Source organism: Micromonospora sp. NPDC093244 (assembly GCF_040683695.1).
Classification (GTDB): Bacteria; Actinomycetota; Actinomycetes; order Mycobacteriales; family Micromonosporaceae; genus Micromonospora.
In genome coordinates, this window is sequence record NZ_JBFBEO010000002.1 from 131242 (window position 1) to 144654 (window position 13413).

13 protein-coding genes and 1 riboswitch are annotated in these 13413 nt (G+C 74.0%); of the genes, 5 read left to right on the forward strand and 8 right to left on the reverse strand.

The genetic code is table 11. The features are described 5' to 3' along the window. Window positions 1-19: 19 nt before the first annotated feature. Window positions 20-262: a CPCC family cysteine-rich protein gene (locus tag AB0N27_RS10610; protein ID WP_225854764.1), complete on the forward strand. Its 243-nt coding sequence runs from the start codon at window positions 20-22 to the stop codon at window positions 260-262. 27 nt (window positions 263-289) lie between these two features. On the opposite strand, the gene AB0N27_RS10615 is transcribed toward AB0N27_RS10610, so the two are convergent. Further along, the gene (locus AB0N27_RS10615; RefSeq protein WP_364366578.1) at window positions 290-1543 is read right to left on the reverse strand and encodes a hypothetical protein; all 1254 of its coding nucleotides are present in this window, start codon (window positions 1541-1543) and stop codon (window positions 290-292) included. A 109-nt stretch (window positions 1544-1652) separates the two neighbouring features. On the opposite strand from AB0N27_RS10615, the gene AB0N27_RS10620 reads away from it, so the two are divergent. Together AB0N27_RS10620 and AB0N27_RS10625 are read left to right on the forward strand one after the other, a co-directional pair. After that, window positions 1653-2462: a DNA-formamidopyrimidine glycosylase family protein gene (locus AB0N27_RS10620; RefSeq protein WP_364366580.1), complete on the forward strand. Its 810-nt coding sequence runs from the start codon at window positions 1653-1655 to the stop codon at window positions 2460-2462. A gap of 162 nt (window positions 2463-2624) precedes the next feature. After that, entirely contained in the window at window positions 2625-6272 is a 3648-nt protein-coding gene (locus AB0N27_RS10625) for a hypothetical protein (RefSeq protein WP_364366582.1), read from the forward strand. A gap of 11 nt (window positions 6273-6283) precedes the next feature. Here AB0N27_RS10625 and AB0N27_RS10630 read toward each other — a convergent pair whose 3' ends face one another. The 7 genes from AB0N27_RS10630 to AB0N27_RS10660 all read right to left on the reverse strand — a co-directional run bounded on the left by AB0N27_RS10630 (window position 6284) and on the right by AB0N27_RS10660 (window position 12553). Next, entirely contained in the window at window positions 6284-7069 is a 786-nt protein-coding gene (locus AB0N27_RS10630) for a hypothetical protein (protein WP_364366585.1), read from the reverse strand. Window positions 7070-7091: 22 nt separating this feature from the next. Continuing rightward, window positions 7092-7955 carry a PspA/IM30 family protein gene (locus AB0N27_RS10635; RefSeq protein ID WP_364366587.1) on the reverse strand — a complete coding sequence of 288 codons (864 nt, stop codon included), beginning with the start codon at window positions 7953-7955 and terminating at the stop codon, window positions 7092-7094. Between the two features lie 201 nt (window positions 7956-8156). Next, entirely contained in the window at window positions 8157-8615 is a 459-nt protein-coding gene (locus AB0N27_RS10640) for a helix-turn-helix transcriptional regulator (protein WP_354823473.1), read from the reverse strand. 152 nt (window positions 8616-8767) lie between these two features. Then, on the reverse strand, window positions 8768-9307 hold the full coding sequence (locus tag AB0N27_RS10645) for a CinA family protein (protein WP_364366591.1): 540 nt from the start codon (window positions 9305-9307) through the stop codon (window positions 8768-8770). Between the two features lie 89 nt (window positions 9308-9396). Next, window positions 9397-9987 carry a CDP-diacylglycerol--glycerol-3-phosphate 3-phosphatidyltransferase gene (gene pgsA / locus AB0N27_RS10650; RefSeq protein ID WP_364366593.1) on the reverse strand — a complete coding sequence of 197 codons (591 nt, stop codon included), beginning with the start codon at window positions 9985-9987 and terminating at the stop codon, window positions 9397-9399. A gap of 77 nt (window positions 9988-10064) precedes the next feature. Beyond that, window positions 10065-11567 (reverse strand): 30S ribosomal protein S12 methylthiotransferase RimO, encoded by a 1503-nt coding sequence (gene rimO / locus AB0N27_RS10655; protein ID WP_364366596.1) that lies wholly within the window; start codon window positions 11565-11567, stop codon window positions 10065-10067. A 62-nt stretch (window positions 11568-11629) separates the two neighbouring features. Then, the gene (locus AB0N27_RS10660) at window positions 11630-12553 is read right to left on the reverse strand and encodes an ornithine cyclodeaminase family protein (RefSeq protein ID WP_364370611.1); all 924 of its coding nucleotides are present in this window, start codon (window positions 12551-12553) and stop codon (window positions 11630-11632) included. A 106-nt stretch (window positions 12554-12659) separates the two neighbouring features. Further along, window positions 12660-12718, forward strand: a riboswitch (guanidine-III (ykkC-III) riboswitch). Between the two features lie 54 nt (window positions 12719-12772). Between AB0N27_RS10660 and AB0N27_RS10665 the strand changes: the two genes are divergently transcribed. Together AB0N27_RS10665 and AB0N27_RS10670 are read left to right on the forward strand one after the other, a co-directional pair. Next, complete coding sequence (locus AB0N27_RS10665) at window positions 12773-13087, forward strand: SMR family transporter (protein WP_139584787.1); 315 nt, start codon at window positions 12773-12775, stop codon at window positions 13085-13087. 74 nt (window positions 13088-13161) lie between these two features. Further along, window positions 13162-13407 carry a hypothetical protein gene (locus AB0N27_RS10670; RefSeq protein WP_354823461.1) on the forward strand — a complete coding sequence of 82 codons (246 nt, stop codon included), beginning with the start codon at window positions 13162-13164 and terminating at the stop codon, window positions 13405-13407. Window positions 13408-13413 lie beyond the last annotated feature (6 nt).

The following is a 13413-nucleotide window of genomic DNA, read 5'->3' on the forward strand; positions in this document are numbered from 1 at the left end:
ACTGTGGAATGCTGCCCCGGTGGGTGAACACGTAGTTCCCGTGGGTTGTCCGTGCTGTGCGTCCCGAACGGGCGGGGGGACCTGCCCGGTCTGCTTCTGGACCGACGACGGTCAGACCGACGCCGACGCGGACGCCGTCCGGGGCGGCCCCAACGGCGACCTGAGCCTGTCGCACGCCCGGCTCAACTACGCCGTCTACGGCGCCAGCCACCCGCGCTACCAGGACATGGTGCGCCCGGCCCGCCCCGACGAGCGCCCCTGACGGCGCCCGACGGGGCGAGGGACCTGGTCAGCAGACCGGCACGCTGCCGCCGTACACGCCGGAGATGTACGCGTGGCTGACGTACTGGCCGGTGGCGAGCCGGTTCCAGCGGGTGGTGGTGCGGTAGGGGCCGGCCACCGACTGGCCTGTGACGTAGCACTGGAGCGGCACGTTGGCGAGCCGGGCGGCGAGGCCACGGATCGGGTACGACGTGCTGGCGCCGGTGCGGATGTTCAGTGGCCCGTCACCGACCACGCCGCGCGGTCCGCCACCCGTCCACAGGTAGGCGACGTCCACCCAGGCGTTGGTGGTCAGCTTCAGGCCGTCCCAGAAGGTGCCGTCGGCCAGGTCGATGCCGGCCGGGTTGAGCACCGTACGCCCGAACTGGTCCCGCCCGCCGTTGTAGCCCGACTGGTAGGCGGCCTGCGCCTCGGGTCGGCCCTGCGGCAGGTTCTTCCAGTTCTCGCGTACCGCGGAGGGGTTCCAGTAGTCGTCGCGGGTGTTCCACGGCCCGACGTCCCAGACGGGGGCGTACTCGCAGCGGGAGCCCGTGGTGGTGCAGACCCGCACGGTGTAGTCCCCGGTGTTCAGGGGGGACAGGCCGCGCCGCGACGGTAGTGCCGCGAAGTGGTCCCGGGGCTGCACGGTACGGCCGTTGGCGGTCAGCTCGCCGACCAGGCCGATGCGTGTGGCGTACACCCGGTAGGTGAGGCCGGGCGTGGCCGCGGAGACGGCCGCGGTCGCGTCGGCGGTGAGCTGGACGGCCCGTACCGTCGCGGTGGCGCCGCCGGCGGGCGCGGTGAGCACCACACGGGTCTGCACCCGGCTCACCGGGCGGTCGAAGACCGTGCCCGTGGTGGCGGCCCGCCACTCGGTCCAGCCGCTGGCGCGCCATGCCCGGACCTGGGCCTCGACGGTGGCGCCGGCCGGCACGTCGGCGGTGACCTGGGCGCGGACCCGGGTGGCCGGCCGGGCCAGGGTGCGGGGAACGATGAGCAGCATCCCCTCGGCGACGGCGCTGTGCCGGCTGCGTCCGGCGTTCCGGGTGTCGCGCAGCCGCAGGCCGGCGGGGGTACGACTGACGTTCACGTCGTCGCGGTCGACGACCGACAGGTCGGCGTTCCACAGTTCACCGCCGGGTGCGGCGGCGGTGAGGGTGAGCGGGTTACCGGCGGCGGTGTGCGGGATTCCGCTGGTGGCGGGTACGAGGGTGGCGGTAAGGGCGAGGGCGAGGGTGGCGACGACGGCGAGGGGACGGATACGACATTGAGGCCTTGACATAGGCATTCTCCTCAGAACCCCCTGACCTTCGCATGTCCGGAGATCATGAGGAAGCTGGGTACAAATAGCGACACATGCGAATCCTGCTCGAACGAGGGAGGATGGTGGGGTGCCCGAAGGCGACACCGTCTGGAACACCGCGCGCGTACTGCACCGCGCGCTTGCCGACGCACGGCTCACCGGCAGCGACTTCCGGGTGCCGCAGCTGGCGACCACCGACCTCACGGGCTGGACGGTCCGCGAGTCGGCGAGCCGGGGCAAGCACCTGCTGCTGCGGCTCACCGCCCTGGACGCGGCGCACTGGACCCTGCACTCGCACCTGCGGATGGACGGCGCGTGGCGGGCGTACGCGCCTGGGGAACGGTGGAACGGCCGGCCGGCGCACCTGATCCGGGTGGTGCTGCGCAGCCCCGGCGCGGTGGCGGTCGGCTACCACCTGCACGAGCTGGCGCTGGTGCCGACCGCCGACGAGAACGGCCTGGTGGGTCACCTCGGCCCGGACCTGCTCGGCCCGGACTGGGACGCGGCCGAGGCGGTCCGCAGGCTCGGCGCCGACCCGGAGCGGACCATCGGCGAGGCCCTGCTCGACCAGCGCGCGCTGGCGGGCGTGGGCAACCTCTACAAGTGCGAGGTGCTGTTCCTGCGCGGCGTGTCCCCGTGGACCCCGGTGGGCGCGGTGCCCGACCTCACCGGCCTGGTGACAGTCGCGCAGCGACTGCTCGCCGCCAACCGGGGTCGGTGGACGCAGAGCAGCACCGGCTCTCTGCACCGGGGCCAGACCAGTTACGTGTACGGTCGCCGCGCCCAGCCCTGCCGCCGCTGCGGCACCGCGATCCGCAAGCAGGAGCTGGGCGAACGCGTCACCTACTGGTGCCCGGTCTGCCAGCCGGGGCCGCCGGACGCTTCACCGGCCGGTTGACCACCCCGCGTCGATCGAGGTCGGCCCAGATACGGACGATTGGGTAATTCCTATCTGGCCGTTCGCGTCGCATGCTGCGGTTGAGTGCTCACCGACCGTCAGCAGAGCATCGGGGTCGCCACGCCGGGGTGGCGGGCCTCGTGCCCCGACCCGGGGAGAGTCATGGCGATCTTCCGCAGACTCCGCTCCACCTTCTTCGAGCGCACCACCCGCGACGGCCACGTCAACGGCCGGACGGCGTCCGTGGTGCCGGCCGCACGGGCCGCCGAGCGGGTCGCGGGCACGACCGACGATGTCGCCCCGACCACCAGCCTGGATCCGGCCGTCGCGCCGCGCAGCTTCGGCCCGGTGCCGAACTTCGCGTACAGCCCCCGACCGGCACGGGACGCAGACGGGCGGCTGGTGCCCGGCACCGGGCTGCGCAAGTTCGTCGACGCCCTCCCGGTCCCGGGTCAGGTGGGCGGCGTCGGGCTCGGCGCGTACCTGCCGGTGGCCGTCCCGGACACGATCAGCTATCCGGGCTGTGACTACTACGAGATCGGCCTCCAGGAGTACGCGCAACGCCTGCACCGGGACCTGCCGGCCACCCGGCTGCGCGGCTACCGGCAGCTCAACCTCGGCACCGACGCGTCGGGGCACAACACGGTGGCGCCCCCGGAGCGGCCCTGGCACCTCGGCCCGATGATCCTCGCCCGGCGGGGCCGGCCGGTCCGGGTGAAGTTCGTCAACCAGCTCCCCACCGGCCGGGCCGGCGAGTTGTTCCTCCCGGTCGACGACACGGTCGCCGGTGCCGGCCTCGGCCCGCTGGACGGCCCGGCGCCGTACCCGCAGAACCGGGCGGTGCTGCACCTGGCCGGGGCTCTGACCGGCTGGACCAGCGCCGGCAACCCCGGGCAGTGGATCACCCCGGCCGGGGAGATCACCCCGTACCCGACCGGCACCGGCCTGGCAGACGTGCCGGACATGCCGCCGCCGGGAGCCGGAGCCACCACGCTCTACTACCCGAACGAGCAGAGCGGCCGGCTCATGTGGTTCCACGACAACACCCACGGGCTGGCCCGACTCACCGTCTACGGTGGGCAGCTCGCGCTCTACCTGCTCACCGACCCGGCCGAGGACGAGCTGGTGGCCGATCAGGTGCTGCCGGCCGACCAGCTGCCGCTTGTCGTCGAGGACAAGACCTTCGTGCCGGACGACACCCAGCTCGCCGCCGAGGACCCGACCTGGGACCGGGAACGCTGGGGCGCCCGGGGCAGCCTCTGGCACCCGCACGTCTACCAGCCGCGCCAGGACCCGTACCGGCCCGGCGGGCGCAACCCGACCGGGCGGTGGGACTACGGCCCCTGGTCGGGCGACCCGGCCCCGGGCGGCGGCGGGAACGCGCCGACCTCGGCCGGACCGGTGCCCAACCCCCACCACGATCCGGTGGGAGCGCCTGACGAGCCACCCCTCGCGCCCGGTGTGCCGCACCCGTCCGCGGTGCCCGAGGCGTACGGCGACACCCCGCTGGTCAACGGCGTCGCCTACCCGTACCTGGAGGTGCGGCCCCGCGCGTACCGGTTCCGGATCCTCAACGCCTGCCTGGACCGCAGCCTCAACCTCCAGCTCTACCGGGCCTGCTCGGACGGGCCGATGTGGACCCCGGACGGCGCCCTGGCCGACCCCGAGGCGGGCGAGGTGCCGATGGTGCCCGCCCTGCGGGCGGCGGACCGGCCGGCGGGCTGGCCGACGGACGGACGGGACGGCGGGGTGCCGGACCCCCGCGCCGCCGGACCGGCGTTCGTCCAGATCGGCAACGAGGCAGGCCTGCTGCCCGCCCCCGTGGTGCTGGCGAACCGGCCGGTCGGCTACCGCTACGACAGGCTCGACCCGACAGTGCTGAACATCGACTGTCACACCCTGCTGCTCGCGCCCGGCGAACGGGCCGACGTGCTCGTCGACTTCTCCGCCGTGCCGCCCGGCAGCACGCTGATCCTGTACAACGACGCGCCCGCACCGCTGCCCGGCTTCGACGGGCGCTACGACCAGCACAGCGACGCCCCCGACCGGACCGCCGAGGGTGGCCCGCCCCCCACCGAGCCGGGGTACGGTCCGAACACCCGCACCCTGCTCCAGTTCCGGGTCACCGGGGACGCGGAGCCGCCGTACGACCTGGCCCGGCTGCGCGACCGGCTCCCCCTGGCGTACGCGGCCAGCCAGCGCCCGCCGATCGTGCCGCAGCCGGCGTACGACACGGCGTTCGGCACCCGGACGGCACGGGAGACGACGGTGCCGGTGCACGCCGCCACGGTGACCTTCACCCCGGCGGGCGGCGCCGGCCCGGTGACCCTGCCGGTCGAGGTCAAGGCCGTACAGCAGGTCTTCGAACCCGACAATGGGCGGCTGGCCGGCCGGCTCGGCGTCGGGCACCCGCAGGCCGGGCCGCTGACCCCGGCGACCCTCCCCCTCGGCCCGACCGATCCGGTCACCGAGGTGCTGTTCGCCGCCGACCCGGCCGTGCCGATCGGAGCGCCGACCGACGGCACGCAGATCTGGCGGATCAGCGGCAACGTCAGGCAGACCGAGCCGCTGTGCTTCGGCGGCTGTGACGTGCAGGTCGTCAACCGGGTCGGCTGGGACGGCACGTTGCGCGCTCCGCACGGCGCCGAGTTGGGCTGGAAGGGCATCGTGCGGGTCAACCCCCGCGAGGACGTGGTGGTGGCCCTGCGCCCCGTCGCGCCGACCCTGCCGTTCAAGCTGGGCGACAGCGTCCGGCTGCTCGACCCGGGCCGGCCGGCCGGCACCCGGACCGGCTCGACGCCTGTCAGCCCCGCCGACGGGCGGCCCGCCGCGGTGGTGAACCAGCTGGTGAACGTGGGCTGGGAGTACCGCTGGCACAGTCAGCGCGCCGCCCACCGCGACCTGGGGATGACCCGGCCGTTGGTGCTGCGGGTCGCACCGAGGGCGCCCACCGGGCTGACCGCCACCCCGGTGCCCGGCTCGGCGACCGCGCTGCCGGCGATCGCGCTCACCTGGACCGGCAACGGGGGGCGTCCGCCCGCCACCAGCCACGTCCTGCAACGGGCCACCGACGCGACGTTCGACGGCGAGGTCACCACCATCACCGTCGCGGCGACCGCCACCCGCTACATCGACGCGACAGTCACCCCCGGGGTGACGTACCACTACCGGATCCGGGCGGAGAACGCGGTCAGCTACTCGTCCTGGTCGAACAGCGTGCCCGCCTCGGTGCACCTGCCCGCCCCGGTCGGCATCGTCGGCACGATCCTGCCGGCGGCACCGCTGCGGGTGGCCCTGCGCTGGACGAACAGGTCCTTCGCCACGGGTATCGACGTGCAACGCGCCACCAACCCGACGTTCAGCAGCGGCCCCGGCACGACGGCGATCGGGGTCGGCACCCACCACCTGGACGTCGCGGTGGCGCCGGACACCACGTACTACTACCGGGTCCGGACCACCTACCTGGGCGCCGCGTCGGCCTGGTCGACTGTCGCCGCGGTGAGCACCCCGGCCGCGCCGAGCACCCCGAGCGGGGTCAGCGCCACCGCCAGCGCGCCGGGCCCGGACACGGCGACTGTGGTCCTGGGCTGGACGGCGGACACGAGCGTCGGCTCAGGGGCCGGCTTCATCGTGCAACGGGCACTGGACCCGGTGTTCGACCGGGAGGTCGCGACCTTCACGGTGACCGGTCGCGGCTTCACCAACACGGGGCTGACCCGGGGCGTGACGTACCACTACCGGATCCGGTCGTTCAATGTCGTGGGCAGTTCGGCCTACACCGGCCCGGTCTCCGTCACGACGCCACCGTGACAGGCGTGCGGTCAGCGGGTGGGCGCGCGCAGCGGGGTGCCGGCGGTGCGCAGCTCGGCGAGCGCCGAGGCGACGCCGTGCAGCAGGTCGGTGGCCTCGGTGAGCCGGTCGGCGGCCGGGTGGGCGGCCTGCGGCCGGGCGTCCTCGGCCAGGTAGCCGGCGGCGGCCACCACGAGCCGTTCGTACGCCGCGACGCCGCTCTCCAACTGGGCGGCCAACGCGCCGTGCGCCTCGGCCAGCGGCGGGCGCGCGTCGGCCGGGGCCAGTCGCAGCGCCCGTTCGACGCTCGCCACCCGGGCGGCCAGCTCGCGCAGCGAACTGTCGGCGGCGGCGGCCTCCAGCACCGCCGGCTCGGCGAGCCCGGTGAGGCGCGGCGCCATCCCGGCCAGGGTGAGGGCCGCCCGATCCAGCCGGGCCCACGGCGCACCGGCGCTGGTGCCCCGCAAGGCCACCCGGGAACGGACCCGGCGGACCTCGGCGAGAACCCCGTTGCCGACCGGCAGCCGCTCGACGGCCGCCACCAGCCGGGCCCGGGACCGGGCCGCGGCCTCGACCGGGTCCAGCGCCGGGGGCGCCGGTCGGGCGGCCAGCGCCCGCAGGTCGATCCACCGCCAGGCGGCGAGCGCCATCGCGCTGCCCGCCGCGCCGGCCCAGGCCGCGTCGGGCAGACCGAGGCCGGCGTACGGGGTCAGCACCGCGGCGGCGCCGCCGAGGCCACCGGCCAGCACGCTCCACCGTCGGGCGGACCGGCGCAGCCGATCCAGCCGGCGGAAGTACCGGGTTCGCTCGTCTGCCACCTGACCTCCTCGGATGAGACGTTCAGCTGGCGGCTGTGGGGTCGCCGGTGCCGCGCTCGCGGGCCATGCTGGCGCGCAGCTCGTCCAACCGGGCCGCGGCGGCGGGGTCGGCCGCCTTCTCGGCCTGCGGCACTGCCTCTCGCTGCCCGGCGCCGCCGAGCTGCTCCCCTGCCATGCTGGACCGGATCTGCTCCAGCCGGGCCGAGCCGGCCGAGTCGATGGTCGCCTTCTGGATCTCCAGCATGCGGCCCTCGACCGAGTTACCTGCCAGTTCCGCGCGCCCCATCGCGTTGGCGTACCGCCGTTCGATGCGGTCCCGCACCTCGTCCAGCGACGGGGTGTTGGCGGGAGCGGTGAGCGACGACATCGACTCCAGCGAGCGGGCCACCGTCTCCTGCATCTTGGCCTGCTCCAGCTGGCTGAGCAGCTTGGTGCGCTCGGCGAGCTTCTGCTGGAGGATCATGGAGTTGTTCTCGACGGCCCGGCGGGCCTGCGCGGCGGCGCCCAACGCCTGGTCGTGCAGGGTCTTGAGGTCCTCGGTGGCCTGCTCCGCCGAGACCAGCTGGGTGGCGAGGGTCTGCGCGGACTGCTCGAACCGCCCGGCCTCGGCCTCGTCACCCTTGGCCCGGGCCTGGTCGGCGAGCACGAGCGCCTGGCGGGCGTTGCCCTGCAACCGCTCGACCTCGGACATCTGGCGGGATAGCTTCATCTCCAGCTGGCGCTGGTTGCCGATGACCGCGGCGGCCTGCTGGACCAGCGCCTGGTGCTGCCGCTGGGCATCCTCGATGGCCTGCTGAATCTGCACCTTCGGATCGGCGTGCTCGTCGATCTTGGCACCGAAGAGCGCCATCAGATAGTTCCAACCCTTGACGAACGGGTTCGCCATCTCCGCGGTATCCCCTCAGTCGCGTCACTCCACCCGCGGTCGGACCGGACGAGCCGGCCGACCACGACCCCGGCCGGTCTCCATCGTCCCAGCCGAACGCCAGTACGGCATCCGTACCGGGCGGTCGACGGCACCGGCAGCTCCTGTGGGCAACCCTACGCGGCTGGGGCCGCCTCGCCCATTGTCAGCAGGGAGGACGGCTCAGGCGGCGCAGACCACGTCCCGGTCGCGCTCGGTGGGGCGGACCCGGGTGCTGCGCAGGGTCGCCTTGAGCGGCGACTCGTGGCGGACCGAGACGGCGACCTTGCCGTCGGAGGTGACCTGGCGCACGCCGCGGTTGGTGCTCTTGCGGACGGCTGTCGCCGCGCCGACGGGCGCGGCCTCGGCCGGCTCGTCCTGCATATCGACGAGCACCCCGGGCATCTGCTCGGCGAGCGCCACCGTGTCGCTCACCTCGCGCAGCAACTCGGACAGGCGGGCTCCGAGGGCGTCACAGATCGCGGCCAGCAACTCGCTGGACGGCTCCTTGTGCCCGCGCTCGATCTCGGAGAGGTAGCCGAGGCTGACGTTCGCCGCGGTGGACACCTCGCGCAGGGTGCGGTGCTGCCCCTGCCGGCGCGCCCGCAGTGCGTCACCGATTACCCGGCGTAGCAGGACCATCGCACCTCCCCCTGAGGGATACTTCTCGCTCGGCGTCGGGCAGCCGGCCGCGGCGGACCGCGCCGGCTCCGAGCGCCGGAGCCTTCCCGCAACCGTACCCGCTGCGGGCCCGCGCGACATCCCGCCCCGCCCGTCGGATGACCCGCGACGGCTCACCGGTGGCCGGCGCCGGCCGAGTCACGGGTCGCGTCGTCGGCGTGGATCCGCTCGGTGAGCAGCCGCAACGCCTCGGTCACCGCCGCCGACCTGATGTGGTCCCGCCCGCCGTCCAGATCGAGTTCGCGGACCTCGCTCCCGTTCGGGCCGGCCACCGCGACGTAGACCAGGCCGACGGGCTTGCCGTCCTGCGGTTCCGGACCGGCCACACCTGTGGTGGCGATTCCCCAGTCGGCGCCGCAGCGCTGCCGGCCGCCCTCGGCGAGCGCCGCCGCGACCTCCGGGTCCACCGGCCCGCGCTCGTCGAGCAGTCCGGTCGGCACGCCGGCCAGCGTGGCCTTCAGCTCGGTGGCGTAGACGACGAGCCCGCCCCGGTAGATCCCGCTGACCCCGGCGATCTCCACGATCGACGCGGCCAGCAACCCGCCGGTGAGCGATTCGACGGTGGCCAGCGTCTCGTGCCGCTGCGAGAGGCTGTGCACGGCTCCGGCCGCCGGACTGCCCACCGACGGCTCAGAGCCCTGATCCTTCTGCATCGAACCCTCCTTCCCCACTCGTCGCCACCCAACCCTCCCGCTCCGACGGCGCCGATCATGAGCCGGGCGGCCGACCCGCCGTGGACGGGTCAGCGGGGACGGCGCAGGCGGACGGCCTGGACGATGTAGTCGAAGCCCGTCACGACCGTCACCAGCACGGCGGCGGCCATGATCCACGGGCCGACGGCGGCGAGGGCCGCCGGCATCGGCCAGAGGTACCAGGCGATGGCGAGGATCTGGAGCGCCGTCTTGACCTTGCCGCCGCGGCTGGCGGCGATCACGCCGTGCCTGATCACCCAGAACCGCAGCCCGGTGATGCCCAGCTCGCGGACGAGGATCAGCGCCGTCACCCACCAGGGCAGCCGGTCGTACCAGGAGAGCAGCACCAGGGCCGCGCCGGTGAGCGCCTTGTCGGCGATCGGGTCGGCCACCTTGCCGACCGAGGTGACCAGGGCGAACCGGCGGGCGATCCAGCCGTCCACCAGGTCCGTCGCCGAGGCCACCGCGAAGATCAGGCAGGCCGCCATCCGCCAGCCGGAATGGGTCATCCCGGACGCGATCACCGAGGCGGCGAAGACCGGAACCAGGACCAGCCGCAGGGCGGTGAGCGCGTTCGCCGCGTTGAGGACGGGCACCACGGCCACCACCCGGCCCGGCGTCGATCCGGCCGCCCCCGTCACCGCCGCACTCCGCTCGGGCCGCCGTGGCGTTCCCGGCACCGCACCACCTGGCTCCCCCGCTCCGCTCGGACCCGCCGTCACCGTGCCGCGCCGGGCGCCGCCGAGATCATCTCATCCGGCACGGCGAGCAGGTCCACCCCTTCGGTGCCGGTCACCGTCGCGCGGACCAGGTCACCCGGGCGCAGGGCGGCCAGGTCGACCCCACCCTCGGCCGGAGCGACAAGGGTCGTCGAGCCGTCCACCTCCGGCGCCTGGTGCGCCGCCCGGCCCTCCACCACACCGTCGTCGATCGAGTCGACGAGCACCTCGACTGTCGAACCGAGACGGTCCTCGGCCCGCTGCGAGCACAGCTCGTCGGCGAGCGCGCTGAGCCTGTCGTACCGTCGCTTGATCGTCGCGGCGGAGACCTTGCCGGGCAGCCCGGCGGCCTCGGTGCCGTCCTCGTCGCTGTAGTCGAACATGCCTATCGCGTCGAGCCGGGCCTCGGTGAGGAACCGGACCAGCTCGTCGACGTCGCCACGGGTCTCGCCTGGGAAGCCCACGATGAAGTTGCTCCGCGCGCCCGCCTCCGGTGCCAACTCGCGGGCGCTGGCCAGCAGCTCCAGGAACCGGTCGGTGGAGCCGAAACGGCGCATCCGGCGCAGCACCGGCTCACTGGAGTGCTGGAACGACAGGTCGAAGTACGGTGCCACGCCCGGCGTACCGGCGATCGCCGCGACCAGGCCCGGTCGGGTCTCGGCCGGCTGGAGGTAACTCACCCGCACCCGGACGATGCCGGACACCGCGGCGAGCTGCGGCAGCAGCTTCTCCAACGCCCGGGGGTCACCCAGGTCCTTGCCGTACGAGGTGGAGTTCTCGCTGACCAGCACCAGCTCCCGTACGCCGGTCTTGGCCAGCCACTCCGCCTCGGCGAGCAGCTCGTCGGGCGTACGCGACACGAACGCCCCACGGAAGGCGGGGATCGCGCAGAACGCGCAGCGGCGGTCACACCCGCTGGCCAGCTTCAGCGAGGCGACCGGGCCGGTGTCCAGTCGGTGGCGCAGCACCTGCCGCAGGTGCGCAGGGGTGTGCTCGTCGGTGTCGACTGTGGTACGCGTCACGGTGCCGTGCCCGGGCAGCGAGACGGCGGTGTCGCGCCGCTGCACCGGGGTCAGCGGCAGCAGCTCACGACGGTCCCGGGGGGTGTGCGCGGTGACCTGCTCGCCGGCGACCACCGCGTTCAGGCGGGCGGCGATGTCCGGGTAGTCGTCGAAGCTCAGCACGGCCTGCGCCTCGGGCAGGCTGTCGGCCAGCTCCCGGCCGTACCGCTCGGCCATGCAGCCCGCGGCGACCACCTTGGCGCCGGTCCCGGCGGCGGCGAGCAGGGTCTGGATGGAGTCCTGCTTGGCCTTCTCCACGAAGCCGCAGGTGTTGACGACCACCACGTCGGCGCCCTCGCCGTCGGTGGTCACCTGCCAGCCGTCGGCGTGCAGCCGGGCGGCCAGCTCCTCCGAGTCGACCTCGTTGCGGGCACAGCCCAGGGTCAGCAGGGCGACACGGCGGCCCTCGGCGTTGGCATCAGGGGAGGTGGCAGACACCATCCGAGGGTACCGGGCCGGCCTGGGACACCCACGCACGCGTACCAGCACCTCCGGGCTGACGGTCACCGCGTCGGGGCGGCCACCCGCGTCAGCCGGTCGAGCAGGAAGACCTCGGTGCCGGACAGGCCTGTGGAGCAGAAGACGGAGATCTGGTCCGCGGTGGTCCGGCCGGGGACCGCGCCGGCCAGGATGCCGCCCAGATCCCGCAACCGCCCGGCGTACGGGGGTGTGGCCGCGAGCATCGGCGGCCGGTAGTCCGCCGCCTGTGCGGGCGAGTCGGTGACCAGCAGGTCGGCGGCGTCCAGCAGGTCGGTGCCGAACTCGCTGCGATCACGCTGTTTGAAGCCGACCGCGTTGACGTGCGTGCCGGGGCTCAGGTCGACGGCGTGGAGCACCGGGGTCGGGCTGGTGGTGGCGAGCACCACGATGTCCCGGCCGGTCACGGCGGCGCCCGGGTCGGTCGCCGGGCGGGACGGCACGCCCAGCTCGGCGCGGACGCGGGCGGCGAAGGCGTCCCGCCGGGCGGCGGAGCGGCTGTACACCACGACGTCGCGCAGGGGTCGGACCGCGGCGGCGGCCCACACCTGGCTCCACGCCTGCCGCCCCGAGCCGATCACCGCGAGGGTCGCCGCGTCGGGCCGGGCCAGCGCGTCGACTGCGACACCGCCCAACCCTCCGGTACGCCGGGAGCCCAGCTCCTCGCCCACGGCGACCGCCCGGATCGTCCCGGTGCCGGCGTCGTGCAGGACGACCAGCTGCTCGGCCTGCGGGTGCCCGAAGGTGTCGTACGAGCGGAAGCCGTACCACTCGTCGACCAGGTGCCCGGCCGTGAGCACCATCCGCCCACCGGCCAGCGGGGCGGCGGCCCGGGGCGGGGCGACCAGCCGGCCGTCGTACGCGGCCAGCAGGGCGTCCCGCATGGCGTCGACGGTGGTGGTGGCGTCCAGCGCGGCGGCGACCTCGGAGTCGGCGTAGAGCAGGGTCATGATTGCCATAGTGCAAGTTGAAGCGAGGTAGAGGTCAACGCGAGGTGTCGGGAGTCACCGCACCCGACGCCGGGCCGGTGCTAGCGTCGGCTCCGGTGGCCCCGGACACTCGCGGCCGCCCCGGACGAGTGGTGGGCGTACCCGGTCAGGCCAAGACGCCCCGCGTGATGTGCCGACTCGTCCCGGTGGGCAGCCCGGGCGCCGACCCGTGAGGTGGACATGGCCTGGCTCGTACTGGTGATCTCCGGACTGCTGGAGACGGCGTGGGCGACCGCCCTGGACCGCAGCGCCGGCCTCAGCCGACTGGTACCGACAGTGGTGTTCGTGGTGACCCTGGTGCTGAGCATGGCCGGTCTGGCGTACGCGTTGCGGGAGATCCCGGTCGGCACCGGGTACGCGGTCTGGGTCGGCATCGGCGCGGTCGGCACCGCCCTGGTCGGGATGCTGGCACTCGGCGAGTCGGCGAGTCTGCCCCGGATCCTGTGCCTGCTGCTCGTGGTGGCGGGCGTGGTCGGCCTGAAGGTCTTCCACTGAAGAGGCACGCGTGACAGGTCCCCACAGTGGGTATTGATCGATTCGTCACGACAGGCTCTCAAACGGAGGACGACATGGCCAACATGTCCAGCACCGCCCGCCCGCGCAGCAACGCCGCCCGGATCCTCACCATCGTGGGCTTCGTCTTCGCGGTCCTCGCCCTGCTGCTCAACCCGATCATCTTCGGCGTGCTCGGCGTCATCGCGGGCATCGTCGGCGCGGTGCTCGGCGACAAGCCCCTGGGCTGGTACGCCGCCGCGGCCAGCGTCCTCGCCGCGATCATCAGCCTGGTGATCATCGGCGCTCTGATCAACAACTGACCGCAC

What these genes read in the sequence shown, in the direction of transcription:
- AB0N27_RS10665 (WP_139584787.1), top strand. Translation starts at nt 12,773, where the DNA reads ATGGCCTGGCTCGTACTGGTGATCTCCGGACTGCTGGAGACGGCGTGG.
- AB0N27_RS10670 (WP_354823461.1), top strand. Translation starts at nt 13,162, where the DNA reads ATGGCCAACATGTCCAGCACCGCCCGCCCGCGCAGCAACGCCGCCCGG.
- rimO (WP_364366596.1), bottom strand. Translation starts at nt 11,567, where the DNA reads ATGGTGTCTGCCACCTCCCCTGATGCCAACGCCGAGGGCCGCCGTGTC.
- AB0N27_RS10660 (WP_364370611.1), bottom strand. Translation starts at nt 12,553, where the DNA reads ATGACCCTGCTCTACGCCGACTCCGAGGTCGCCGCCGCGCTGGACGCC.
- AB0N27_RS10615 (WP_364366578.1), bottom strand. Translation starts at nt 1,543, where the DNA reads ATGTCAAGGCCTCAATGTCGTATCCGTCCCCTCGCCGTCGTCGCCACC.
- AB0N27_RS10645 (WP_364366591.1), bottom strand. Translation starts at nt 9,307, where the DNA reads ATGCAGAAGGATCAGGGCTCTGAGCCGTCGGTGGGCAGTCCGGCGGCC.
- AB0N27_RS10635 (WP_364366587.1), bottom strand. Translation starts at nt 7,955, where the DNA reads ATGGCGAACCCGTTCGTCAAGGGTTGGAACTATCTGATGGCGCTCTTC.
- AB0N27_RS10640 (WP_354823473.1), bottom strand. Translation starts at nt 8,615, where the DNA reads ATGGTCCTGCTACGCCGGGTAATCGGTGACGCACTGCGGGCGCGCCGG.
- AB0N27_RS10625 (WP_364366582.1), top strand. Translation starts at nt 2,625, where the DNA reads ATGGCGATCTTCCGCAGACTCCGCTCCACCTTCTTCGAGCGCACCACC.